The organism is Paenibacillus sp. GL_099_B, assembly GCF_057835695.1.
In genome coordinates this window covers 5147270-5173586 of record NZ_CM174430.1, presented here as the reverse complement: position 1 = coordinate 5173586, position 26317 = coordinate 5147270, and the positions used below count along the sequence as shown (strand labels likewise).

At 46.1% G+C, this 26317-nt stretch carries 22 protein-coding genes; 21 read left to right on the top strand and 1 reads right to left on the bottom strand.

Annotated elements, in window-relative coordinates:
* Positions 1-31: 31 nt before the first annotated feature.
* Complete coding sequence (locus AC3ITG_RS23545; RefSeq protein ID WP_489251508.1) at positions 32-2098, bottom strand: VWA domain-containing protein; 2067 nt, start codon at positions 2096-2098, stop codon at positions 32-34.
* Positions 2099-2675: 577 nt separating this feature from the next.
* Here AC3ITG_RS23545 and AC3ITG_RS23540 point away from each other — a divergent pair.
* The 21 genes from AC3ITG_RS23540 (at position 2676) to AC3ITG_RS23440 (ending at position 26298) form a co-directional block, all read left to right on the top strand.
* Positions 2676-4844: a hypothetical protein gene (locus AC3ITG_RS23540; RefSeq protein WP_064636265.1), complete on the top strand. Its 2169-nt coding sequence runs from the start codon at positions 2676-2678 to the stop codon at positions 4842-4844.
* 182 nt (positions 4845-5026) lie between these two features.
* The gene (locus tag AC3ITG_RS23535; RefSeq protein ID WP_053781361.1) at positions 5027-5452 is read left to right on the top strand and encodes a hypothetical protein; all 426 of its coding nucleotides are present in this window, start codon (positions 5027-5029) and stop codon (positions 5450-5452) included.
* Between the two features lie 126 nt (positions 5453-5578).
* Positions 5579-6040, top strand: coding sequence for a J domain-containing protein (locus tag AC3ITG_RS23530; RefSeq protein ID WP_090809853.1), 462 nt, complete (start codon positions 5579-5581; stop codon positions 6038-6040).
* Between the two features lie 42 nt (positions 6041-6082).
* The gene (locus AC3ITG_RS23525) at positions 6083-6634 is read left to right on the top strand and encodes an FHA domain-containing protein (protein WP_090809855.1); all 552 of its coding nucleotides are present in this window, start codon (positions 6083-6085) and stop codon (positions 6632-6634) included.
* Between the two features lie 42 nt (positions 6635-6676).
* A complete protein-coding gene (locus tag AC3ITG_RS23520) occupies positions 6677-7210 on the top strand; it encodes an FHA domain-containing protein (RefSeq protein WP_090809857.1) in 534 nt (177 codons plus the stop codon).
* On the top strand, positions 7195-8076 hold the full coding sequence (locus AC3ITG_RS23515; protein WP_256336598.1) for a PP2C family protein-serine/threonine phosphatase: 882 nt from the start codon (positions 7195-7197) through the stop codon (positions 8074-8076). The genes AC3ITG_RS23520 and AC3ITG_RS23515 overlap by 16 nt, the downstream gene beginning before the upstream one ends.
* Positions 8077-8116: 40 nt before the next feature.
* Positions 8117-9961: a serine/threonine protein phosphatase gene (locus tag AC3ITG_RS23510; RefSeq protein WP_489251507.1), complete on the top strand. Its 1845-nt coding sequence runs from the start codon at positions 8117-8119 to the stop codon at positions 9959-9961.
* Complete coding sequence (locus tag AC3ITG_RS23505) at positions 9961-11253, top strand: normocyte-binding protein (RefSeq protein WP_489251506.1); 1293 nt, start codon at positions 9961-9963, stop codon at positions 11251-11253. The genes AC3ITG_RS23510 and AC3ITG_RS23505 overlap by 1 nt, the downstream gene beginning before the upstream one ends.
* A gap of 7 nt (positions 11254-11260) precedes the next feature.
* Positions 11261-11950 (top strand): iron-dependent peroxidase, encoded by a 690-nt coding sequence (locus tag AC3ITG_RS23500; protein ID WP_489251505.1) that lies wholly within the window; start codon positions 11261-11263, stop codon positions 11948-11950.
* A 32-nt stretch (positions 11951-11982) separates the two neighbouring features.
* The gene (locus AC3ITG_RS23495) at positions 11983-14634 is read left to right on the top strand and encodes a molecular chaperone (RefSeq protein WP_489251504.1); all 2652 of its coding nucleotides are present in this window, start codon (positions 11983-11985) and stop codon (positions 14632-14634) included.
* Between the two features lie 31 nt (positions 14635-14665).
* Positions 14666-15439, top strand: coding sequence for a DNA and RNA helicase (locus tag AC3ITG_RS23490; protein ID WP_489251503.1), 774 nt, complete (start codon positions 14666-14668; stop codon positions 15437-15439).
* A gap of 30 nt (positions 15440-15469) precedes the next feature.
* Positions 15470-16102 carry a hypothetical protein gene (locus AC3ITG_RS23485; RefSeq protein WP_090809867.1) on the top strand — a complete coding sequence of 211 codons (633 nt, stop codon included), beginning with the start codon at positions 15470-15472 and terminating at the stop codon, positions 16100-16102.
* A complete protein-coding gene (locus AC3ITG_RS23480) occupies positions 16099-17523 on the top strand; it encodes a contractile injection system protein, VgrG/Pvc8 family (RefSeq protein ID WP_064636281.1) in 1425 nt (474 codons plus the stop codon). Before AC3ITG_RS23485 ends, AC3ITG_RS23480 begins: the two co-directional genes overlap by 4 nt.
* Positions 17524-17614: 91 nt before the next feature.
* The gene (locus AC3ITG_RS23475) at positions 17615-18886 is read left to right on the top strand and encodes a pentapeptide repeat-containing protein (RefSeq protein WP_489251502.1); all 1272 of its coding nucleotides are present in this window, start codon (positions 17615-17617) and stop codon (positions 18884-18886) included.
* Positions 18883-19425, top strand: coding sequence for a hypothetical protein (locus tag AC3ITG_RS23470; RefSeq protein WP_489251501.1), 543 nt, complete (start codon positions 18883-18885; stop codon positions 19423-19425). The genes AC3ITG_RS23475 and AC3ITG_RS23470 overlap by 4 nt, the downstream gene beginning before the upstream one ends.
* A gap of 66 nt (positions 19426-19491) precedes the next feature.
* Entirely contained in the window at positions 19492-19968 is a 477-nt protein-coding gene (locus AC3ITG_RS23465; RefSeq protein ID WP_064636287.1) for a DUF4280 domain-containing protein, read from the top strand.
* Between the two features lie 70 nt (positions 19969-20038).
* Complete coding sequence (locus tag AC3ITG_RS23460; protein WP_489251500.1) at positions 20039-22828, top strand: contractile injection system protein, VgrG/Pvc8 family; 2790 nt, start codon at positions 20039-20041, stop codon at positions 22826-22828.
* 18 nt (positions 22829-22846) lie between these two features.
* The gene (locus AC3ITG_RS23455; protein ID WP_449006773.1) at positions 22847-23821 is read left to right on the top strand and encodes a hypothetical protein; all 975 of its coding nucleotides are present in this window, start codon (positions 22847-22849) and stop codon (positions 23819-23821) included.
* A gap of 17 nt (positions 23822-23838) precedes the next feature.
* Positions 23839-24294, top strand: a complete 456-nt coding sequence (locus tag AC3ITG_RS23450) for a DUF6630 family protein (protein WP_449006774.1) — start codon at positions 23839-23841, stop codon at positions 24292-24294.
* A 132-nt stretch (positions 24295-24426) separates the two neighbouring features.
* Complete coding sequence (locus AC3ITG_RS23445) at positions 24427-25482, top strand: ADP-ribosyltransferase (RefSeq protein WP_489251499.1); 1056 nt, start codon at positions 24427-24429, stop codon at positions 25480-25482.
* Between the two features lie 36 nt (positions 25483-25518).
* Entirely contained in the window at positions 25519-26298 is a 780-nt protein-coding gene (locus AC3ITG_RS23440; RefSeq protein WP_449007382.1) for a hypothetical protein, read from the top strand.
* Positions 26299-26317: the final 19 nt, after the last annotated feature.

Sequence of the window (26317 nt, the reverse complement as noted above, 5' to 3'; positions counted from 1 at the left end):
CAGATGATCGTTCTCATCAACACTGCGATGATTATCCCATGGCCTGCTGTGGATCTTTCTTTTGTCCTACATAGATATTAGTACTTGGTTTGATGGCTTTGTATCGAATTTCAATCTCCGTGACACCATCTTCAAACGTAATATACAACTTTTCATTATACTCCAGAGCTTCTGTATGTCTGGGTTTCACTGGTGTTCGTCCCCGGACGACTGTGCAGTTCGTGTCATGTCGTACCAATAACGTTTCTTTTTTACCAGCCTCCAGCCAGATTCGTCCTGACTCTGGTACCTTAACCCCAATGTCCATACGATCAAATAGTTCACTGAGACTTACTTTCCGTCGCTCCAATGAAGTCAGTGGCCAATTCGTTACGGGGATATCTTCTCCGTTCGCAGTGGCCAAGAAGTATCCTTCCAGTCTTCCGCGAAATACAGGTTTTGGTTTCAGCACAAACCAATACAGTGCGAAGATACCACCAGCTGCGAGGAGGCCGAGTCCCGTATATAGAAGTATCTTTTCACGTAAAGAATGAATTTTCAACTGGATGTCTGCGGTTACACTCGCGCCTTCAGAATCCGTGGCGGTCACCTTGATGGATGAACTACCGGTGTGGAGCGAAGACCAACGCAGTATATTACCTTCAATGACAGCGTCTCCGAGTTTGCGCTCACTCCCACCTTCTGCGAGGGCATACGTTAATGGATCATTATTGGCATCCTTAAAATAGTTGCTTAGGTCAACCTCTGTATTGCTATCGTCTTTGGATAACACCATGGACTCCCCAGTTGCTACGGGGGCCTGATTCGTAATATCTACTTCAACGGGAGTGATCTCCCGATAAAAGTCAGGACCATCAATTCGAAGACCCCATGTGTATAGATCCGATTTTGGAAAAGTGTATTTTCCCGTAAATCCGCTGCCTGTATTGGTCAAAGGGATACGTTCTGTTTTCCCATCAGACGGGGTCACAATGAGTTCTGCTTCAAGTCCCTTGTAAACATTCAAATCCTGAATGGGTTTAGGGTCCACAGCCTGATCGTAGAGAGAGGCTTCAAATGTGATGCTTTTCCCCTTTACTGGCTGTTCCGTTGCCATATGTGCAACCGCAGATACGTTGTAGTTGCCAAGTAGGTTGATCTTCACTAAATCTCCGCTGCGCCCCTTGAATTTCAGCTTGAACTGTCCTTTAACCGGACGAATGATCTTCATTAGAGCATATTTATCAGATCGGATGAAGCTGACATTGCTAGACTGATAATACAGCTGAGCTTCAGAGACAGCATGATCAGAGAGCATGATAATGTTGGCATCCGCCATGCTTGAATTGGGGATGTCCACAGTTACCTCCTGCATTGCCCCTGTTGCTGTTACAGCGGCTACAGATACAAGAACAGATTGAATCTGATCTGCAAAAATCCGGTTAAAAATTTCAGGCAAGTCGTCTGCACTTCCTGTGATAAAGGAAGATCCACCCGTCTCCTGAGCTATCCGCTCCAGTTCAGCGGGGTTAACCGTACCATCGTGGTTTAGTCCAACGGTATAAATGGGATAATCAGCTTTTTGTGCCATCTCAATCACCTTGTCCACATCTTTGGATGAATCAGCTGGTGTTCTGCTCGACGAACCACGCAAATCCGTTTCCCCGTCAGAAAGCAAAATCATAAATGGCTTTCGTTTGTCCGTCTGGGACTGTTCAAGCAAGCTCGCACCTCGGCGCAAGCCAAGTCCAAGATCTGTATAACCTGAGCGTTTTAAGCCATCAACACGACTACGAAGGTTATTGCGTGCCCCAGAGGATGATATATCCGTTAGAGGTACGGATGAAGTGATTTGATCATTATAAGCTACGAATCCCAATCGGGTCTTAGGTCCACTACTCATATCCATAAACATATGTATAACTTCTTCGGCGATGCGATCTTTGTCGGTCTCATTCATGGAGTAGCTAACATCCAGGACAAACATGGCATCGAGCCCTTCATACGCGTGGGTCTTGACAGATGATTCCGCGTACACGCTCCCCATGTTCCATGCTGGAATTAAAACGCTAATCACCAATAGGGAGAGCAGTATGTTTTTGTATTTAATTAATATCATGTGAGGCTTCGAATCTCCTTTCTGGTTTGAAAAACTTCGGTTCACTTGTTGGGAATATTAAATTTTTTTGAAAAACTTTTTCTTAATCACGATATAACGCCGTTATGCGTAGTTTTCATTAATTGAGAATAATGCAACAGCGCATACTTTCAGTCTTTTTACTCTTGATTAGGGGGAAAACCCCACTAGTCTTAAATCATTCAACTTAATCCAAATTATAGGATATTCTATATCATCGGCATGATTCGTAAGGAAGTGAAGCGAATTCCAAAAATTAGTTCTATAGGTATATCGAAGGTTATGAAATGAGCTTTTAGACCTATAGTGGGTAATATTGACAAAACATATCGCTGATGATTAAGATGAATTCCATAAATCTCCAAAGCAAACGGCATAATCTGGTACATAAGTTCCAGTCGTATGTTGACAGCTCGTTCTATTGGTCTTGTGTTTGCTGGGAGCATTGATTCTCCTGAATCATGACCGAAGGCCGATAGAGACGTGCGGAGTGTCAAAAATTGATGGAGGGGGGAAGCATTCGCCCGAATGGATCATCATCTTGGCGGATGTTGCCTGAATGGACATTATTAATCAAACGAACCGAACGATGCTTTTTGAAGAAATTAATCCCGAGAAGTTGGACTTGATCACCATTGTCGGTGATGTTAAGGGCATCGACAGTCTGAGTGATGATAAGATCAAGGAGATTAACGAACATTTGCTTGTTCGTAGCTTCGATGAGTTCCTGGACAAGTTCTCACCTAGCGTGTACTCCTTTTTCAATGCGGTAAACCAGAAAGTCATGTATACGCTTAAAAAGCCGGAAGGTATCCCGGACGAAGCTATCTCGGAGATCAAGATCGACCATAGTAACGACTTTCTGAGAATGCTGTTCACCCTGATTGATACCAAGCGCAGTCAAGGTATTACGAACGTTGATTTCAAGTTTGAAAATCTGCTCGATATGATCTCACCGAAAAAAGTTATGGATGACATTCGTCAGGTCCGGAAGGAAATCCATTACATGTATGGTCAGCATGAGAAGCTGGATGACGGCGATCCGAAGAAGCTGGATATCGGGGATAAGCTGAACGTCATGTTTGAAGATGCAAGCCGGAACTATAACAATGTCATGGCCATGCTTCCACTCGCCATTGAAGATATTAAGACCCGTTTGTTGCTGGGCCGTGCACAAGAAGAAACTTCTTCAGAAGCGATTCAGGTAGGGCAACTTACGATTGGTGAGAGCGGAGAATTGAAAATTATCGAAGCTCCGAAGAGTGATAACAACGAGCTGATGCTTCTTGATGAAGCGACAAGCACTGATTTGACGCAAGTATTTGCCGAAGATTACGATTCACTTTCCGAGACACCTTCGCCGTATGTACAGGATCTGGTGGTCCGCACATTCTGCCCGCTTCCTGCGGTACAGTCTGAAGTGGATACTGCTGTTGAAGTGCAGAATTACAATACATACCTGGAGTTTTACAAAAACGCCAAGGATGATTTTGTGAAAACGGTAAAACCGTTGGTCGAGAAAATATTGGGTGTCAAAATGTTCTTTGACCAATATGCGATTAAGAACAAAGGCATGCTTCCTTCCATGCTGATCTCAAATGCCAAACTGGATATGCTCGTCAAGAGCAGTAATATTCCGCGGCTTGAGACATATCTCAACACTGTCAACGCGAAGAATGATTTTACCGATACGATCTGGTTCGGTATCGTTCCTTCCGTAGAACTGGAAAATACAGGCCAAGTCAAAGTCAGCCGTGCCCGTTTCCGTGGTAACGAGAAAGTGGTTAAACAAGACGGAAACAGCATGGAATCTCTGGCAATGCTTCTTCAGGTCGTTAAGGATTACAAGGTGCAGGTGTTCTTCAGCTTTGAATCCGGGGAAGAAACCACGTTCAGCAGCATGGCTACCGCAGGTATTGATAAGTATATCGATAAATGTTCGGTGTTGACCCGTAAGGAATACAGCGAGTTTGCCATTCCGAGTGCTCCAAACTTCACGATTATTCCCAAGGAGAAGTCGGGTGTCGTTATCGACAGTCGCATGCTTCAGACGGAGAATGGTGTGGAACTTTCCAAGGAGAAGGAAGACATACTGAAACTGTGGATTGAAGGCGTGTATGTTGGAGCGTCCTATGTATCTGCAGGGATTGTTGCTGCGTATCAGTGTCCGGAATACCTGAAAGGGGCTTTCAAGAACGTCAACCGTGATTATCCAGGTGTGCGTTTTGACATTGAGGCAGGGGACAACAGCTTGCGTGTTGTAACAACGATGACCAAAGAAATTTCCGGATTTACAAATACGATCAAGGATTTGATTAACCGCAAAAACTTTGGATTTATTTTCTCATCGGAAAATGCCCAAATCCAGGATAGCGACATCAAACGGATCACGGTCTATAAAGCGAGAAGCATGGCGATGTCCGAAGATGGTTTTGATTCCTTGTACAAAACACTTGTTAGTACTTACATTGAGCGCTTGCTCCGTTTCCAAACCGGTGATTTCAAGCATGAAAATATCGTCAAATTCTTCAGCAACAATCCGAGCAGTCAGAAGAGCCGGTGGCTGGGAACTCGAGGGTCGATCAATTCGATCATTCAGGAAGGCGACGATATGAGCTTTATCATCGATGAAAAGAGCAACATGTGCCATATTGACCTGGTATTTAACGGCAACGTGAAGAACCTGGAGGTCATGATTACCAAAGGCACCAGTGCGATGAAAGTGTAAGAAAACCATTGGAACAAGTCTGATTATTAAATATGATTCATCAAACAACGTATTATAGACATTTATTTTGGTGTTAGAGGCAGACTTCATCGTCTTGCCTTTATACATATATTCCGGTACCTCTCCCGAGATGGGGAGCATACCGGGCACATTTTTTCCTAATCTTAAGGAGGTTTTTATTAATGGGTTTTGTATTGAAAGTAGAAGGCGCAGAAACAATCGAATTGGGAATGGATAATATCCGTACAGTTGTGTATGACACGGATACACCAGATGATTCCAACGCTAGATCCACAGATGTAGGCGCAACACTTCGCATCAGCGGCAAAATTATCACTGCAACCGACGGTGACAATGCAGATGACACGATGAAACTTGCTTTGTGGTCCCTCGTGCCTGCTGAAAAAGCGGATTGCTACCGCAAAGTAACCCTGGAAGTGGTTGCAGCAGATCAAGTGGTACGCAAAATTTACTTGCCTAACGCATTTGTTGTGGATTACACAGAGCGCTTCGGTGATACCGAAGGCGTAGGTGAATTCAGCCTGTTCATCAAACAGAAAAAAGATAAAACTGAATTCACTAAAATTGAGGGCGGCTTCCCTGTATAAAAGGGAACAACTGTTGTCTTGGGCCAGTTCGTTTTGGTCCAGAACAACGCTGTCAAGTTAAGGGGCCCTGGTGCCCCTTAATCTTTATTTACGCCCGAATACGGCAGGGAGGCAGGAAAGAATACCATGAAAGATTATTATGCCGTGCTTGGTGTAGAACGTGAAGCTTCTCCGGAGCAGATCAAGAAGGCTTATCGTCAATTGGCGAAGAAATTTCACCCGGATGTCAATGGGGGAGATGCACAGGCAGAAGCGCGTTTCAAGCAAGTACATGAGGCATACAGTACACTCGGAAATTCCGAGCTTAGAGCAGCATATGATCAGCAGCTTCACACTGGACGTAATACAGGTCAAGCGAAGGGTTCAGCATCCGATACAGCCAGATCCAGTAAAGGCAATGCGAAGTCCGGGAGTGCAAATGCCGAGAAGGTGTGGTCGGATCCATCGCGGATGCAGGAACAGTTCGAACAATTTTTTGGCTATCACCCCAAAGGCAAGGAAAGTCCAAACGGTGGCAAAGCCGGTCCCAATAAAGGAATGGATATGTCCGCCATGTTTGACCGATATTTCGGAATTCGAAAAAAGTAGACCGGTAGCTCGTTATGGATCAAGCCGGTTCAGGCGGAGGTTATGGAAGTGAAACGAGGAAGGTCGGTATTGACGATGGGGCTTGACGCTTGCGTCGCCATGATTTCGTTAGCCGTGCTGTATTACATATTTATCATCAACCGGGATATGAGTGCCCAATGGGTAACTGGAATTATCGTGGTCCTCTCTGGAGGAGCATACCTGTTTTTTAAATACATGCCAGCCACCAAGGTGGAAAAGAAGAAATTGTCTTCGCGTGTCGTGAAGCTAGTCCTCCTGGACGACGACGGCACAAGTGTGAAGGAATGGTATATTCAGGGCGAAACGAGTGTTTTGATCGGGAAAAGTTCGAAGAACAGCGAGGCTGACATTGATCTGTCCGATACACCCTATGCGTCTCTCATTAGCTCGCAACACGCCGTATTGAACAAAGCCTCGGGTCAATGGTTTATCGAGGATATCGACTCGGCCAGTGGGGTAGGTGTACGTAAAGGAAATCAAAGCAGAGCATCCAAATTGGAAATCGAAGAACCCAGCCTGATTGAGGCAGGAGACTTAATTTATATTGCCAATACCCGCATTTTGGTGAAATAACGTTGGCGTACATCATACAAGCTTACGGGGGAATGAAACGAAATGAGTCTGACTAGATGTGGAAACGGACATATGTTCAGCACGAGACGACACGGCAATACGTGTCCATATTGCAATCTGGCCGTTGAATCGCCAGCTACCAGTAATGTTGAGGCAGCGGGTGCAATCCCACGCGCACCTCGTACGGCAGAGGATGACAGAACGATGCCATACCTGGGCGAAACGACAGGAATTGAGCCGGTAACGGGATGGATGGTGTGCATCGAGGGTCCGCAGATGGGCCAGGATTATCGAATAATGGCTGAAAAGAACTTTATTGGACGTTCAGAAGAGATGCATGTTCGCATCCTCGGGGATAACACCATTTCTCGGCGTAATCACGCGGTGATTGTGTACGATCCCAAAAAGCGGAATTTCTATTTGCTGCCCGGCGATGCTTCTGGCCTCGCATATCACAATAATGAAGCAGTCTATTCTCCGGTGGAACTGGCTGCCTACGATGTTATTCAATTGGGACGCAGCAAATTCATTTTCATTCCATTGTGCGGTGTGCACTTTGAATGGGAGCAACAGTGAACACCTTCATGATTTTGTGGAACGACAAGGAGCTAACGCCCTACTGGGTTCTTGCGGGTGGCTGTTTGTTGATTTGGTTGCTGTTATTCGCACGAAGCCGGATTCCGGTAAGGCAGCGTGACGATAGACCGGTTGGAGTTCAGATTGGCAATGGACAGACCATTGGTGCTCGCAATGAACAGGACGATTATTTTGCCTGTGCCGTGCAGCCACATGGTGTACTTGCTGTACTTGCCGATGGGATCAGTGGATTGTCCGGTGGAAAAGTGGCGAGTACGACTGCCGTGGAAACATTTATCCGGGAGTTTGAAGAGTTGGAGCGGTTTCCTGATCCGGAAGAGTTCTGGGATGCTTGTTCCCATGCGGCAAATCAGGCCATCCTTCGGAATTTGCTGGGCGTTCCCGGAGGGACAACATTGGTGTCTGCCATGATCAAGGGAAAGGATCTGTATTGGGGTGCGGTAGGAGACAGCATCTTGGCCGTGTTTCGCAATGGAGAGCTGCTTGCCATCAATCATAAGCATACACTGGAAAGTCAACTTGAAGAACAGTATATGTCTGGAGAGATCTCGGAGCAGGAGGCACTTGACAATCCGCAGCGCAAAAGGCTGGTCAACTATTTGGGGTACGACCATTTTAAACAAATGGAAATCGCGGACGAGCCGTTTGCACTGCAGCCGGCGGACAAGATTGTGTTATGCAGTGACGGGGTATACAACTCCCTCACGGAGATGGAACTGGAGACCATTCTGGCGCAAGATATTCCGCCATTTGATGCAGCCCAGGCCATCATTGATTTAATTGAAGAAAAACAGCTCGTGCATCAGGATAACGCCACGATTATCATTTTGGAGCAAGGATGGTAACGGATCGGGCAACGCACAGGGACGGGAAATGGGGAGACGGATGAGGAAGGAGAACAGTGAATTCAAGACGGCTTTTGTCTCAGAGGCGGGGTCTTTCCTGAAAAATCGGGATTTCTACGGCTGCGTTGAACTGGAAGACTGGGCTTGTTATGTCATTGCAGATGGTCTGGATACCGATACGGAAGTGAATAGTGCACAAATCACAGTACAGACCATTCTGGAATCCTTTTTGGAAAAGCCAACCATGTCCAAACGCAGACTGACGGAATATATCAAGATCGCACATGAATGGTTGCAGTATGAAAGCCGCCGGGTCAGACTCAAAGCGGGATTCGTTATTGTTGTAACGGATTATACACGCATGGTGTGGGCATCGGCCGGACATAGCCGCTTGTATCATTTCCGGGGAAATAGGCTTGCACTAAAAAGCAAGGATCATAGTGTAGCTGCCCAACTGGCAGCGGAAGGCCAGATTGCAGAGGATCGTGTGGATCAGCATGATGAACGCGGCAATCTGAATGAATACGCGGGCAAACCTGGCATGATCAAACCGTATGTATCCGATAAGGTCAAGCTTGCCGATGGTGATGTGCTTGTTCTATGCACCCCTGGATTATGGGAAGGCGTGCAGGATGCCGAGATGATTGATGCGGTGGAAGGTGCCAATGACCCGCAGGCGCTGGCCGACACGTTGGAAGAAGTGATGCTCAGCAAGCAACGTTCACGAATCGAGAATTATAGTGCGGCAGCCATCTATGTGAACAAGATTTTTCATGAAGAACCCAAGAACCGTAAGAAGTGGATTAAACGGATTGCCATCATGTTGATTATGCTCCTGATTTTTGGCGGAGCCGGCATATTCTACGCGGTGAAAAGCGCAGCCAAAAAAGCCGAGCTTGTCGTAGATATGCTGCAATACGAACAGAACGCTGACCAGTACGTGAAGGAACAGGAGTACGCCAAGGCCGTCTCAGATTACAGTCTTGCTCGCAACAATTCGATCAAAGTAAAGGACCCTGTGCACAAAAAGTTGCTGACTTCGAAGATGGCTGCTGCTCAGACATTGGTTGACGGCGAGGCTCATCTGAAAGAAGGGGATATTCCCAAAGCAACCGCCAGTTACACCAAAGCACTGGAATTGTCTGAGTCCTACAATATGTTCAACCGTGAAGTCATTCAGGAACGTTTGGAACAGATGACCACCTTTCAGCAAGTACAAGACTGGATCACGGAGGGAGATCTGAAACTCCAGAACGGAGACTACAGTGGAGCGATCATTTTGTATAAAAGGGCCAGAACAGCGGCTACGGAAACAGCATATAAGGAAGCGCTGAAGGAAGTTGCCACCAAACTGGAGACGGCCGAAACCAAACGGGCGGATATCAAGCGCCAATCCAGACAGCTTCAAGCTGATACGCTGGAACAGAAGGGTGACCGCTTCAATGAAGCCGGAGATTATAGCGGTGCCATGGATGCCTATGCATCGGCACAGGAAATTTATCAGGAGATCGATATGCTGGAACGGGTGCTGGCTATGGAGCGGAAAATAAATAAGCTGGATGAGAAACTGAATCCACCTGTACCGGCGGTTGATCTTACTCAGGATGCGGCAGGGTTAGGAACAACAGATACGTCTGGTTTGAACTCGGATTGGACCGGGAATGCGGGAGGAATGAGCGCAGGCAATTCAGTGGGAAGTACTTCTTCTGCGGGTAATGCCTCTTCGGCCGGAAGTGGGACTGCGGATGCTTCTGGCTCCGGGTCTTCTTCAGGGAAAACGACAAGCAATGCTAGCATTAATTCCGCTTCAAAGGCTAAAGGAAGCACCGACACCACCGAGGCAGAAGCGAATGAACAGGAAGCAACGGAAGGAGGAGATTCGTGATGAAAGATATTATTCGTGACCGTCTAAACAAGATGGAGGATCTGGAACAACGTCGCATACTCAAAGACCTCATGACAGGTGTTTTTCTTAATCTGGTGGAGTATCAGGAGACGCTAAACAAACAGATCGAGCAACGTGTGTTTGACGAGGTGGTACCGCTGGAGGAACGCCACGATGTATATGTCACATTATGTCCGCGGGAAGATTTGGACCCCATTCATGAATTTCTGTATCCGATTCTTCCGGAGGATGTTGCACCGCAGACTGTTTATTTGAGCGAGGCTTCAGATGCGCTGGCACGTAAGGAAGAGATGAATTTATTCACGTTCTACATGGAATGTGGGCAACAGGAGCTCCAATCCCTGCTGAAAAGTAATCGGACATTCCGCGGGGAGATTGTAACGAGTGAAGGCAGACATGCCATAACGGTTCGGTTGAAATCAAGTACAGCGTATATCTACAAAATTGAAGAACTGTACCGGGTCTTTCGTAAAAACAGCCTACCATGGAAATCGATTAATGCACCCTATGTGTTCAAATTCGTTGATTGTGTTCTAGTGGGTTCGGACGATGGAGATGCATGGGACAAACAGCATGTGGTCAAAGAACTTTCAATCCATTTGGAGGAGTTTGAGTCATATAAAAGAACGAACATGATCCCCCTTTGGAATATTCAGCAGCTTGATATGAAAACAGGTGGATTCCCTGTCCCGGCTTCGGACCGCATCAATTATGAACATGTGTTACCGCTCCGCAAAACAGGGACTGAGCACGGATATTTAGTGGATGGAGACGAATCGCATATTCGATATATCAAAAGATCGGAAGAAGATATCACCATCGTATCTCCGCTGGAGAAATCCGATTCATGGACGGTGTTGAAAATAGCCGGTCCCGTCGCAACCCGCATTGGGAGGATGGACTTTCCGCTGTTTTCCAACAACAAACGGGAAGGGTTTGCCGGTAAATATGCGCGTCAGGAAGGACGCTCTGTACGATCCAAAGGGGAGATTGCCCGCATGGTTCATGCTTTCCAGGCAGCGGAGGGATTGGAACTGGAAGATGTGAAAGTGGTGGCACCTGGGCCTACCCTGGGCATCACGTACCCGCTTAATGGATTTGTTAGCGATCATGTCCGTGTTGAGACAGATAAACATCGAATGATTTTAAGGTTCAGCAAACACGGAATTCAGCCAGAGCAGGCTATTTTTCTGGATGATTTGCTGAGCTTTCTGGTATCCGAGATCCAGTTGGCTTTCCCTGAATATCGCTGCGAAGGGGAATGGATGTGAGCTCAACATGAATTATATATGGGATCTGATTATTCGCGCCAAGCGTAATGGAACTGATCTGAGAGACGTAACTTTTGTTCCTGCACGTGTATATTCGCCATACATGGAATTAAGTCATACGAACCTGAATGCTTCAGACGTGGAACGTACGATTGAAGTCAATCCGTATTATCGTTTTTTTGATATTTTCAGGGATTTGTTCGATATCAATAACGAAGAGCAGGTGGAATTGCGGGAGACGCTCTTTGATTTGGTCATTCATTTTCTGGCGCATATGGATTTGATGCAGGGGATGAATAAAAGGGAGTATTACATTCGCTTCATTTTGAATGATATGCATTCGGGTGTATACGGGAAACGGATACGGCGGCGACTGGAGTTGTTCGGACGGGAGGAACAGGAAGTGATCGCCTGCAATATGCTCCGTCTGTACGATACGGGAGAGGCCGTTCATCTGCTGAGGGATACTCTTGTCCGGATGTTCCCGCGTTCAACCCTTTATGCCAATTGTGAGGAGAAGGATGAATTGCTCTTATATATTGGTCAGGTAGAACGGACGGAAGCGAAGGAGAAGCTGGAATTGATTCTTGAACTCTTCCTGCCGGTTCGTTTTGACACGGAAATATACTGGGGGCATCATTTTGGCATTCTGGATGTGGACTATACGATGATACAGGACGGTATTGCCCTATATTAAGCAGCATCAGCAGTTGTAAGGAGGAAGTATAGATGAACGGCTATTCATACCGATTGTATCCCGATGCCACGGGCAGGGAACGGGCCAGAGGAACCATGCGTTATACGCGCGAAGAGTTGATGGACATGACCACATTTCAATTACGGAATATTTGTTACAAGGAGCGACTGGTTGAGGGATTGGGGCCCCGCACGGAGCGTGAAGAACTGATTCGGATTATTCTGAAATTTTTGGGAGCGGACGATGTATTGTGGATCGATCAGTCTTTGGAAGGCGGATTCGAGCGCATACAAAAGGCCATTTCTCGTCATATGACGGCTCCTATGAGCAGTGATGGAGGTATTAGTGTGCCCGCGCGGCTGATTCTGTACGAAGGATTGAAAGTGGACAAGCTGGATCAGTACGTAGTCACGGCACCGGGTGGTTTAACCGAATCCAACGTACTTTTGGTCAATGAGAGTATGGAGCTGTGCGGCATCTTTAATCTGGTTAAGGACGAGTCCATATCCGGAACCTTTTATTTGACGGCAGGAAGTGGATCGACCTGGAAACGATCGGGTAACAGACAGTACAGTCTTCTCTTTTTCCGTAAACGCGATTCGGAATATCTATATCAGACCTATTACTCTAGCAGGCCTCTTCCTCCGGTTCATATTCAATATACTCAAATTCCACTGGCCGATCTGAACATCCGGGAACTCGAACCGACAGACGCTGTACTTGCAATTGACTTTGGCACCTCCAACACGACGGCAGGCGCCTATTTGCATAATGGTTATATTCAGGCACCAAGCAGTCAGGATTTGCTGAATGGGCGGGTTCGTATGGATGCCATTAACTATGTGGCTTTTCCCGACCCTACATACAAAGACACGGACTGGATCGAGGTCCTACCTACGGCCATCGGTGTGGCGGAGTGCTCGGATCCAGCGAACATTCGTTACGAGTTCGGCTATGAAGCGCTGCGAAGCATGCGTCGGGGAGGGTACAGCAGCCGGGCGAGTGTCTTCCGCAGCATGAAGCGCTGGGTGAACAACTACAACAAAATGGAAGAGATCGTCGATGTTCATGGCAATGCGGCCATGGTTTCTCGTATGGATCTGCTGCGTGCGTACATGAATTACATCATCCGAACGGCAGAGCATCAGTTCAAGTGCAAGTTTCGCCATGTGCATTTTACCAGTCCCGTGAAGATGAAAACACAATTTTTGCAGATGTTCGGAGAGATGCTTCCGGATTATCGGATTGAGCAGACATATGCGCTGGATGAGGGAATGGCTGTGCTCTATAACACCCTTGCTGACGGGATGGAACGCGGTGCTTTCATGGAAGGGCAGACGTATCATGCGCTCGTGATTGATTGTGGCGGTGGAACAACTGACTTGTCATCTTGTGCATTTACGATCGAGGACGGACATATGGCGTACAAGCTGGATATCCATACCACTTACGAAAATGGGGATACCAACTTCGGAGGTCACAACATTACCTATCGTATTATGCAGTTCATGAAGATCGTATTCGCCGACTACTATAGCGGACGACGTCAGGTGACGGATATCGATAGCCTGATCGAGGCACCGGGTGCGGATGTGTTCCGTCAAGTGGACGAAGAAGGTGTGAAATCCGTCTATCAGAAGCTGGAACAACGCTATGAGGAGGCAGAACATATCATCCCGACTGCGTTTGCGCGTCGAGAGAATCGTTCACGAGATGAGTATCTTCGGGTGAGAGGCAACTTCTACTTTCTGTGGGAAATCGCAGAAGAGATGAAGCAGCAATTTTTCCGCAAAACCGGCATCTTGCGTAACCGATTCCACTCGGAGATGGAGGACGATGGGGATAGTGACCTGCAGATCACGACCATGGAACGTTGGTTTCTGTCCGTGGAACGTAGTGGTGAACTGAAGGATGAATATGAGTTCCCCGATGTGGTGTTTAATATCAAGGAAATTACCCAGCTGATCAAGGCTGATATCTATGAGGTGGTCCGCAAGTTTTTGGATGATTTCTATCGGCAAGGGCGGATGAGCCAATATTCGATTATCAAGTTGACAGGTCAGTCCTGCCGCATTGATGTATTTCGGGAAGCACTGAAAGAGTTCGTTCCAGGCAGAAGCATTGAGTTTCGGCAAAAACCTGCGGAAGGGCGTGTGCCTGATCTTAAACTTGCCTGCCTTCGAGGGGCAATTCGTTATCTGAGTGCCCGCAAAACAGGAAGCGTTCAAGCCGACATCACGCATGATGCCGCAGTAATTCCTTATACCGTAAGTGCCTACACGCATAATGGACGTGAAAAAATGCTGATCAGCAGTCTGGATCGGAGTGACGGCATTCCGGGCAGCATTTCCCGTCCATTCGAGACGGCAGAAGTGGAGTTGTACCTGAGCGGAAGTGATGGTCAACTGAGACAGAAATTCGTCTATGCCAACCGTCCGGATGCCTATAAAGAGGTGCTCTACGAAGACATCCGGGATCAGTACGGAGATAAAATCCCGCAGGATGATACGGACTCCATCGTGAATGGAGAGACGAAGTTTTTTGTTTTTCCGGATGACCGTCATTGGGGGTTTCATGTATTGCCGGTTGCCCGCAGGAATGAACGATTGTATCTGGGGCCGCAGAAGCTGCTTCCATTTGAAACAGACTTGTCGGAACTCGACTTCTTTGACGGAATGAAGTGAGGACCAAGAGCAGAAAGGAGGGACACCGCTCATGTTCACATATTCGTATCCGCATTTTAACAAGGGAAGAATCCTGAAAACATCCATGTTGGAGGGGCTACGCGATTTCCCCAGAGACTACATCGAACTGTACTATCGCGGTTATGCAGATGGCATTCTTGCAGGTGCAGAGGTGGAAGTGTTTCCGGACAAGCTGATTGTTGATCCTGGGATGGTGCTGCATAAAGGAAGGCTTTACATGCTGACAGAGCCTATGGAATTGGCATACCATGCTACGGGCCGGGTCAATGTGCTGAAGCTTCGGTTTACTGCGGAGGAGACCGTGAGTGACATGACGATAAGCCATTCGGAACTGCTTCTGGATGAAGAGACAACGTGCACATCGAGTGACTTGGAGCTGGCTCGATTCAAGCTGAAGGAAGGGGCCCGGCTGCGGCGGGACTACCAGACCTTTGCCGATTTGGCAACGGAGTTCAACACGCTGCATGTCATTCATGTCCCTTATGCAGCCGAGGGTGCAAGCACCTTATCCCCTGTTGTCATGAAGGATTATGCCGAGAGATTGCTTCGAACGGGTGCCTCTGATCCCCAGGATCTGGTCTTCGCCATGATGTGTCTTAATGAAGGAACGGTTGCGCGCAGCGTCATTTTGCATCACATTGCCAGTCGATTGGGGCTGGAGTACAGAGAATACGACAATGCGCAAATTCATCGATATCTGGATCGTATACTGGCGAATGCAGGTCGGGGAACGGGACGTTCGGGTATGCCGGTGGGCGGACCACATCGTATGATTGTGGATTGAAATTTTCAAGAGAATGGGAGGATGTAAACGATGAAGCATTGGGATGAAAAAATTGTTGCAATGATGAACGGCATGACAACGGATGCCCCTGATGATGGATATGGACAAATTCCGGAAGAACCAGACCTGGACTTAACGGCTGCTTTTTTACAAATTGGTGGTGAGCCCTATTCATTTCAAGAAACGGAGCTGCTTGAAGGAAAGGCCCGGATGATGCTGCCACGGACCTTCAAGCCTATGTCTGAGCACATGATGAATCTAAAGTATCCTTCACAGCACAGACCCGGTACGATTTACACGAATGCAGAAGGCACGATTAATATCGCCGTGAATCACACGGTTAACCCACTGCCAGGGGAGGATCTGCCCTTGTTTAAACAGAGCATGATTCAGATTTTGCGGCGAACGCAGAAGCTTACCAAGTGGTACGGGGACGGTGATCGCACCGTGGGAGAACGTGCTGCGGCAACTTGCGAATTTTTGACTCCTGTCGTGAATGCGAATCTGTATCATCTCATGCTGTTCACTTCGTTGGATGAACGGGCACTGATCTTTACCTTCAACTGCACAGATCTGGAACTGGACGATTGGAAACGTGTGGCTTCCGCGATGATGAACTCCATCCGTTTTGAGGTCGATGAGGAAAGGGGCGATGTAATGTGAGTATTGAAGCCTTGTCTTACAAAAATGTGAGAGTAAGCCCGTTCGAACTGGTCAGTCTGCATGAACTGGTTATTACCAAACAAATGAATGAGCACGCATGTGTGAAGTTCACGGGAATTGTAGATGAAGAAAAAAAGGATACATACGTGCGTCTAAGCGGTTCGGATACGCTAGTCGAGATCAGTCAGATCGATGAGGAAGGCAGTACATCTGTACTGTTCAGCGGCTTGATTCTAAATGTTGGGGTAATGGTGACCGGTGGCGTCTATATGCTCGAAGTGGAGGGCATCTCTCATACCCATGAACTGGATATCCGTAAGAAAAGCCGTTCGTTCCAAAATCATGGCATGACGTATCCACAGTTGTTAGACCAAGTTGCGGCTGACTATCCAAACATCGATATCATGGATGCTGCAACAGATGGGGCAGCCATTGGAAAGTTCACCCTTCAATATGAGGAAACGGACTGGCAGTTTCTGAAGCGTATTGCATCCCGTCTTCGAACGGGTTTGATGCCTGCATCCGTATTTGATACTCCCAAATTCTATTTCGGTGTGTTTGATACGTCATCCAAGGGGAAGCTGGAGGATTTCAATTACAGAGTCCGCAAACGGATGGATAAGTTCCGTTACACCTCGCAGAACACCAAGGTTGAGGTTGGCGAAGAGGATTACGTGTATTACGAAGTGGAGACAAATCGCGTACTGGATCTGGGGAATGCCATCGAATTCAAGGGCAAGCTTCTGTATGTATATGAGGCATTCACCGAAATGAAAAATGGTCTGCTCAAGCATCGTTATACACTAAGTACACATCGGGGACTCCGGCAAAATACATTCCATAACGATAAAATTATCGGAGTTTCGCTGCAAGGTGTCGTCATTGGCATCGACAAGGATCGATTGAAAGTGCATCTGCACATTGATCCAGCGCAAAACGAGGGTGAGGCGCATGCTTTTCCCTATCAGTCCGTGTATACGGCGGAAGGAAACAGTGGTTGGTACGTAATGCCCGAAAAAGGGGATCATGTGCGGGTTTATTTTCCCGGTAACAAGGAAGAAGAAGGCGTGGCTACGAGCTCTGTACGGCAGAACTCGGACGAAGGCGAGAGCAACAAACTGAGTAACCCGGATCATAAATACTTCCGTACCGCCGCTGGTAAGGAATTGAAGATGACACCCGAAGAGGTGATTGTTACGGGCAAAGACGGGGAGATTTTTATTCGGCTGAGTGAAGGCGGAGGTATCGAAATTATTAGCAGTCAGCAGATCACGATTTCCGCCAAGGAAGATATCATGATGAATGCTGAGAAAAGTATTGTGTTTTCTGCAAAAGAAGAAATCAGCCTGACCTGTAAAGAGAGCAACATCAAAATGGACGGAACAACCTCATTGGTGGGCACAGAACTGAAAACCAATTAAAAGTGACTAGAGTTCTACTACAAATCAACTTCTGGAATGTTCTTATAACAATGTATTGGTGATCTTTAAAAAGGAGAAAGGAGGAATGCTCGTGACTACTGCGCTTGTGCAATTCAAGCAAGAGATCGTAATTCCACTACGCAACCAAGTGATGCTCCGCTTCGAGCAGATGTATCAGCAGAATCGCGAACGTTTGAAAGAAGAGTTTCTCCGTCATTTTGCCAAGAAATGTCAAATCGTTCTAAATGCGCAGAAGATCGGTGAACATGGAGCGGTGGGACATGTTACATATTCAATGCTTCGAACACGACTAATGGACGGCCAGGCCCTGTATTTGACCGAAATGGCTGACGAAACGTGGTTATTTGATCCCTCTCCCATTGAAGGAGAATATGATGCTTCCTGGGCATTTGGTTATCTGGATGTGATGCTGGCTAGTTGGGAAGAAGAATTGCATCGGCCCGGTTCGCTCTATGCAGGCTCCATTTCACGACCAGATCTGGAACATATACTCCTGAAGGAAGCTGAACACGGACACGCCTATGTGACGAATCTGATTCATCTGGCAATGCCGGAGGCTGTGCAATGTGAATCGTTTATCCATCTGGAGAAGTGCCCGTCCTTTGAAGTTCGGGTAGGTGAATATCTGGATGTGAGCGAATCCGTGTACAAAACGAATAGTGATCCAGGCGATGAATCAGAGATGCGAAAATGGCTTGCTGAAAGAATCGAGGGAGCCTACGGATATGCGGCTTTGGAACATCTGGATCTGGCTGGAGGAGATTATAGCGGGATGGATTTCCGTTACTCAGCTTTTCGCAATGTGGCGTTTGGAGGGAGTCAATTCGAAGCCAGCAATCTGTTGAATACCGTCTGGGAGCAATGTGACTTGACGGATACCCGATGGAATAGAAGTCAGATGTATGGTGCTCGTTTCCGAAAATGCAGGATGGTAGGTGCCATATTTCATGGCATAGAGGCGAGGCAGGGGTTGGCTGATCCTGAGATCTGGGAGATCCCGGGATTTCATCGGGTTTCGTTTGCAGGGGCGGATCTGAGAGAGGCAGATTTTGTACTCGCGGATCTTCAAGGAGCGGATTTTACGGGAGCGTTGCTGGAAGGCACTGTGTTTGGCGTATGCAACTTAGCAGATGCGGATTTCCGTGGAACGGATGTGTCCAGGGTCGATTTTACAGGTTCGCATTTGGAGGGGGCGCAGATGGATACCGGAGCTTCCTGTCCCATCCAGGGTCGTCCCGCAGCCCGGAAACGAGAGGGCCTGGAGCATATCGATGGGACGATCGAGGACCAGTTAGCCTACTTTATGGAGCGGAACTTACAGCAGAAGGGGCGGATGGCATGAGAAACGATTGGTTCCGGATCATGCAGGATATGCGTGTAACAGGGGCTCATGAACCGATTGGTGTCAAAGGAATTATTCAGCCCGAGTGGATGAGAGGCGATCACTTGAATGAACTGGAACAAGCAAATTTGCAGTTTACGATTCGCCCTAATCGAAATCCTGTTCCCGTAGATCTGATCGAGCGGCCGTATCCGTTATGGTCTGATGAGCTTAAACGTTTGCTGAGTACATTCGCTCCACGCCTGATGTTCAGGTTGGCTGGGCTGATGGATATGGAGAGACAGCAGTTACACCCTTACTGGTTCATGGTGCCGCCACAGCTGGCAGCACTATCCATGGACAGTACATTTGACAGCAGTGGCAAGTTGAACGTACTTCAGGTCGATGGCGAACGATTGAGCAGCACAAACTGGCCAATTATTCAGTTGACGGACGAACGATTGAAGGAAACCGTGATCTTGGTGAATTTGGCATTGGCTGAAGCGATTTTACGCCGGGACTATACCGGACTGCGCCTGCAACGCGTGGATCAGGTTTAGAGGCAGAACCGTTAACGGAACTATTAAAAATAATCTGGGCGAAAGGCCAAAGAGGAGGAAAAAACAATGGCTGAAGCTATTGGTGCTACAAGACCTGATGTTGTGGATGAAGGTGCCGGGGGCCCAACGTATGTTGTGGCAGGAGCGATATTAAGCTGTTCTTGCGGTACGCAGTTAAATCGATTGAAAATCCCTTACAGCCACGGCGTTCATTTGAAGGAAAAAGCACAACTGAATGTGGCCGATGCAACACCCATGATCCACATCATGCCTTTTGGAAATTGCACAAGTCAGTTGAATCCTGTCGTGCAGACCGGCGAATTCGACATTGAGGGCGTTCAGAAAGCACCCTGTATTCCGTCCGTGTCTACACCGTGGATGGATGGCAAAACCGATGTGCTCATCGAAAATGAACCTGCCTTATTAAGCACCTGCATGAATATGTGCCTCTATGGAGGCTACATCCAGATTGAAGATGATGGTCAAGAGCTTGGCGGATCTTCCATAGGCGGCACAACCGGGTTCGGCGGTAACATCAGGTAACGTACATCTTAGAATATAGCTGAGTCCTTTCTTCCGTGTGCTGACATTGCTAGAGGAAAGAAGTGAGACAATGAGTGTAGTGGAAGCGGCTGTGGGTATGGGGAATATCCGATGTATATCTCCATACACGCTGCAGCATATACAAGATTTGCGTATCGAGCGCAAAGCAGGGGATCATGCCCGCCTGTATCTACAAGGCATCATCCCGGAAGAACATCAAGATCGGGATCTGAACATACTAGCTCAGGATGAGACAGTGTCCCTGGTGGAGATTGGGGATCAGGGGCAGGAAGTACGCAAACTATTCCAGGGACTCGTGCAAGATGTCAGCATCCGCCGAGTTCAGGGGATATACATATTGGAACTGGAGGCCGTGTCCTATTCCTATTTGCTGGACATTGAACCTCGTATTCGTTCGTTCCAGAACAAGGATCAGGACTGCGAAGACGTCATTCGCCAGGTACTGAAAGCTTACCCGAAATCGGATGTCATTGATTATGTGAGTGGAAGTTCGAAGCTTGGGGCTTTGACCCTCCAATATCGGGAGACGGATTGGCAATTTCTACGCCGATTAGCATCCCGGTTCGGCGCAGCGATCATTCCCGAAATATCGGCTGATTCTCCTAAATTATATATTGGGGTGCCAGATGGTCGGTATACGGAACTGCCTGATCAGGCATATACGCTAAGACGGGATATGAGAGCTTTAAAAGAAGCCTGGTCTGTGGGAGCCTCTGATGTATCGGAGAAAGACTTTACGAGTTACGTGCTGGATACCCATCGCTGGTTGGCGCTCGGAGATACCGTTCTCTTCCACGAAGAAGAACTGAAGGTCGCCGCTTGTACCAGTCGAACGGTAAGGGGCATGCTTCGGCATACCGTCACACTTAGTCCGGAAAGTGGCATTCGGCAAAATGAAATTCGGAACGATGACATTGCAGGGGCCGCACTGGAAGGGAAGATCATCGGGGTTACCAAAGATACGGTGAAAGTTCATCTGGATGTGGATGCTGACCAATCCGAATCGGAAGCAAGCTGGATGCCGTATTCTGCGGTATATGCCGGAGATGGCGGCGGGTTTTACAGTATGCCGGAAGCGGGCTCCGCTGTTCAGGTGTATTTCTCCAGTGGGCAAGAGAGTGATGCATTTGCGATGGGCTCCGTCCGTCGTGGTAGTCAGCCTTCCCCGAAGACCGCTGATCCAGCCACCAAGAGCTGGGGAACCAACTACGGCAAAGAAATGAAGATGACCGATTCAGAAATGTCCCTGATCGCGACGGAAGGAAGTCTGTTCATCACGCTGGACGGCGGCGGGGTCATGATTCAGAGCGATAGCGGAATTGTAGCATCCGGCGGGCAGGAGATTACACTCGCGAGCGAGAAAAAGATAGGGATCGAGGCTCAGGAGACGATCTTCCTTCAGTGCGGAGACAGCAGTATGATTCTGGACGGCATGACGGATCTGAAGGGCAGCGAAGTGCTACTGGACGGATTAATCAAAATGCCCGTAACCGTGGAGGATCTGGAGCCGGTGCCAGAAGCACCGTTTGTGTCCGAGGTACAGGTGGAAGAGGAACCGGAAGAGGAGAAAAAAGGCTTCTGGGGTAAAGTGCTGGATGTGACTCAGACCGTGCTGGATGTGGCCGGTATGATCCCTGTCATTGGTGAAGTCGCCGATTTGGCGAATGCGGGCATTTATGCCGCTCGGGGAGATTATACGAACGCGGCCTTGTCCGCTGCTGCTGCGATTCCGTTTGTTGGTTGGGCGGCAGGAGGAGCTAAGCTCGCGATGAAAGGCGCCAAGTTGATCAAGAAAGCCGGCAAAGTGATCGACAGTGTCGCGGGTATAGCAACAAAGATTGCGGATAAAGCGGGTCAGGTAGCGAAGGCGATCGGCGATCTGGCGAACAAAGCCGGAGACGCTATCTCTGGTGCGCTGGGCAAGGTCATGACCAAGGCGAAGGGACTCGCGAGCAATTTCAGTCCAGCGGATCTGGCGAACAAGCTAAAAGGTAAGCTGAACGATCTGCTGATGAAGTCACCGAAGATGGCGAATGCCCTTAACAAAGCAACTGATTTCACACATGGCCTGATGGCTGATTTGATGTCCGATGCGATGTTCACTGCCGCAATGGATATGCTCAGTAATTATGCGGATTCGAATATTTTAATGTCCGCAATGTTGATTATGAGCAACTCCGGAGGCGGGAAGAAAAAGAAACCACAAGGGAAAACTCAGAAACAAATCAAAAAAGAAGTTGAAGATTTAGATAGAGAAATTAAAAAGAGAAAAAAAGAAGGCGCAAGCAAAGAAGACATAAGAAAATTAGAGCGTGAACGAAACAAGTTGGCAAATAAGTTGGATACACCAGATGATATAAGCCATAAGTATGATATATCAAATGCAGAAAGGTATGAACGGAAAATCGATAATAAAAAGCATTTCGACCATGATAAAGGTGATTTTGGAGAAGAAGTAGCTAAACAAATAGCTAAGGATAACAAATTAGGAAAGGACATTTCCGATTTGTTCCAAGTTGGAAGGAATGGTATAGATGGGACTTTCTTATCCAAAGGACCACCACCTAAGTTGACCATAATTGAATCTAAGGCATCAATGTGGGGAAGTTTTTCCTATTCTAAGGCGCAAAAATCAGGCGGTAAAAATTATTTCGAACAGATGCTTGAGAGTACAGATCCAAGATATGCTAAGTTCAAAGAAGAAATAAAAAAGCTTAAAAAACAAAATCCTGGATTGCAATATGACTATATTAGGGTTGAAACTGACGTAAAGATAACTAAAACTGGTTTTGGTGTAGATGTTTTGAAAGTGAAAGATTGGAACAGTGAAATAGATTGATATCAAAGGAGGCCTATTATGATAAACCAAAAAAAGTTGGAAATGGCTTTTAAAAGATATAGCAGAAACTTTATTGATGGAATTAAGCTTGAAGACGTGCAAAAAGAATATAATGAAAACCTTAATGAAAGTATTGATATTGTTGAGTCAAATGAAACTGATATGGATCATGTTTTATTAATAAATTTAGATACAATATCATCTTACTATCTCTCAAGATGGAAAAATGATGTACTAATTAATAAAGGAGATAGTGTCGAAAATCTTAAAACTATACAAAAAGTTGTTTTTTATCAATGTATGGTACAAGATTTGTATAAGGAACGTTATCCTGACATGATACTGGAATATTCATTCAAAAAAGTTGTTATAGCATTGATTCACTTCACTATGTTTGGTTGGGAGAAAGAAGAGAAAATTCTATTCAATTTTCTAGTGACGAAACTCGGAACTAAATTTATGGATGCGAACGATTGGAATAAACATTTGTGGTTTTTACTTGAGCTATATTTACAGTTTAGAGATGAGACTATATCAGGAACGAATCAAGAATTATCAAGAAACTTGAAGAAAAATTTGAATGAATTAGGGATGAAGAACGCTTTAATTCCTGAAGATCTTGAAGTGTATGAAAAGGTGTTGGGAAAATGGAGAACAGTAAATGTTCAAGAATTAATTACAATGATTTCTGAAATGTCTTTACATCACTCGAATTTAGCAGCAGAGGTTGGACAGTTAGGAGAGTTTGGGGACTTTAAGTATGCATTTTACCCTTACGAGATATTGTTCTTACTTCATATGCGAAAAAAACAAGGGCTGCCCAATCCAGACCATTTTGATGATTTTCTCATGAACACGGCAGAAGCTAAAATGTCGATTCAAGATCCTGAAACATACCCAGAATGGGACCCTATGCTGAGAATGATCGATGACTTTTACCGCAAAAATTATCCTGAATATATTCCTAATCAACATGGAGACCTATTTCAATAAGAGAGGAGGGCAATGATATGGAAGAGGAAGATTTGGTGCCTTTGATTTTCAAGGATCAGGAGGACGTTGAACATATCTTGAATGACCCGGACGAGTCACTGGCGTATTTCAGTATGTTGAACCACGGTTTGGCGACGAAGAGGTTTTTGTTTCTGGATTATAAAGGAGAAGAGAGTCATGAAATCGTGAACTATATCTTGGACTATGAGTTCAATCACGACATTGAACTGGGAACCCCAGATGAGCTAGAAGAGTTGGGAGAGTTCGACTATAAGTATCTTCCTGAAAAGATCAGAGTAGTCAATAAATTGATCTCTCCGAAAGGGTATGCATTATTTACCTATCCCACAACTGGTGATTTCTATGCTCTATTCATTGCGGAACTTGAGTACAAGGATGCTTTAACGCAGGTGGATTTGTTAGGAGATGAGGATATTCCTGAAAAAGAGCGATATATTCAGTATTATATTTAATAGCGATTGAAAAAAGAGGTTAGGCAGGTTCTGGTTAGATTACGGGAGCCTGCCTATTTTGATTGGCAAGTAAAGAATGGATCTACATAGATAAGAGAAACACTTTTTTGTGCAACAGTGCTGGGCAAGGTCATGACCAAGGCGAATGGACTTACGAGCAATTTCAGTCCAATGGATCTAGCGAACAAGCTAAAAGGTAAGCTTAACGATCTGCTGATGAAGTCGCCGAAGCTGGCGAACGGACTCAAGACGGCGGGCGGCATGGCAACTGGATTCATGCAGAACTTGCTGATCAGCGAGGCAATGAATTATGGCTTAGAACAACTAAGTCAATATGTGGATTCAGATACAATTACCAAAGCGATGATTCTTTTGAGTATGCTGAATAGTAAGTCCAAGAAGAATCAGAATCAGGGGATCACATCAAACAATAAAAGCTCTGGGGATTCAGGAAGTTCTAAATCCTCTGGGGATAATAAAGATAGTAAGAAGGATACAAAAGATGGAGAATCTTCAAAAAATGAACCTGGTAAGTTAAATAAGAATGAATTAACAAGTGAGCAAGAGAAGCACTACCGTAACAAAATTGATGAAGCTGAAAAACGTGGTAACAACAAAGCAGCTGATGATGCAAGATATGAACGTTACGTACAGAAACAACAAAATCTTGGTAAGCAGCCATTGTCCCGAGATAAATGGGACGTAGTCAATGATAGGTTGAAAAACAGTAGTCAACGTGGTGCAACAGAAGAAGGCAAAGGTAGACAGGCTTTAGAAGGCCAATTAGGTCGCAAAATAGAAAATAACAACGAAGCACCAGTTATTAAATATAAATCATCCGAAGGAGTAGAAACACGACCAGACAGCATAGGTCGAAATAAAGAAGGGAAGATAGAGCTAGTACACGATCATAAGCATAAAACTGGTGGAGAGGATCAGGTTGTATATAATGACGATCAAATGCGTGCTCAACGTGAAATGATTGAAGACAAAGTAAATGGTCGTCATGTTGTAACAATATCTAGTGATTTGCCAGATTTGAAAGGAGTTCCTCCAAAACCAAGACCCAGTGGGCCGCTAGGGGAACAAAGCGATATTTACTATGTTGACCCTGCTAACGGTAAAACAACGCATCAATGGATAGCTGACCCTGACTTACCAGGGGGAGGTTACTGGAAAAAGCTTTAAAGAACACATTAAGAGGAGGTAGGAAGGATGTCAGAAGTGAAACCGAATTTATTTAATATATTAATGTATCCGACAGTCAAGTTAGGAGAAAAACAGGCTTTGAATCGTTTATTGGATAATTTTGAATCAAATGATAAATTTACTCCCACTACATGGGGGAATAGTGAAACAACCAGTGTAAGCTACAATCGCAATGAAATTATAGCAAAATCTTTCTATGATATTCCGCAAATATCAGAAGTACATCTCCGACGAGATAAAATTGTCAAATATTCAGGTTACTTTGATTTGAATTCTAACTTACGATCTTTTCTTAAGTTTTCTTTCGATAAATCTATGAATGGTAAGTATAGGAAAGATTTTTTTGAGTTGTCCGATCAGATCGCTGAAACGGTTAAGCCACGTTACGGAGTAACTCATATTTCTTGGCCTGCTGTAACGCCGTGGCAGACTGAAAAAGAAAGAAATCATAAATGGATGAACTTAAGTTCATATCCTGTTCCGGTAAAGTTTTTTCCTAATGGGCCTTTGGGTATCGGAATGAGAACGTACTTGAGTGGAGATATTTTAGAAATGTTTGGTAGAGATGTAATAGTGAAAAGCCCCGCTGTTATTAAAGATTTAAGCTGGGGAGGAATACGAATTGATCTTGTGGAAAATCCTTGGGAATCTGATTTAGAACATCTGTTAGAACGATGGGTGGAAGTCATGGAATATTTGAATCAAGTTGAGGTCATTGCTGTTCCAAACTTTGAAGACAACATGGGGGTTACATTTAACCCAAATAACAAATGGAAGGATTACATGAGAAACTAAAATATTTTCGAAGGAGTGT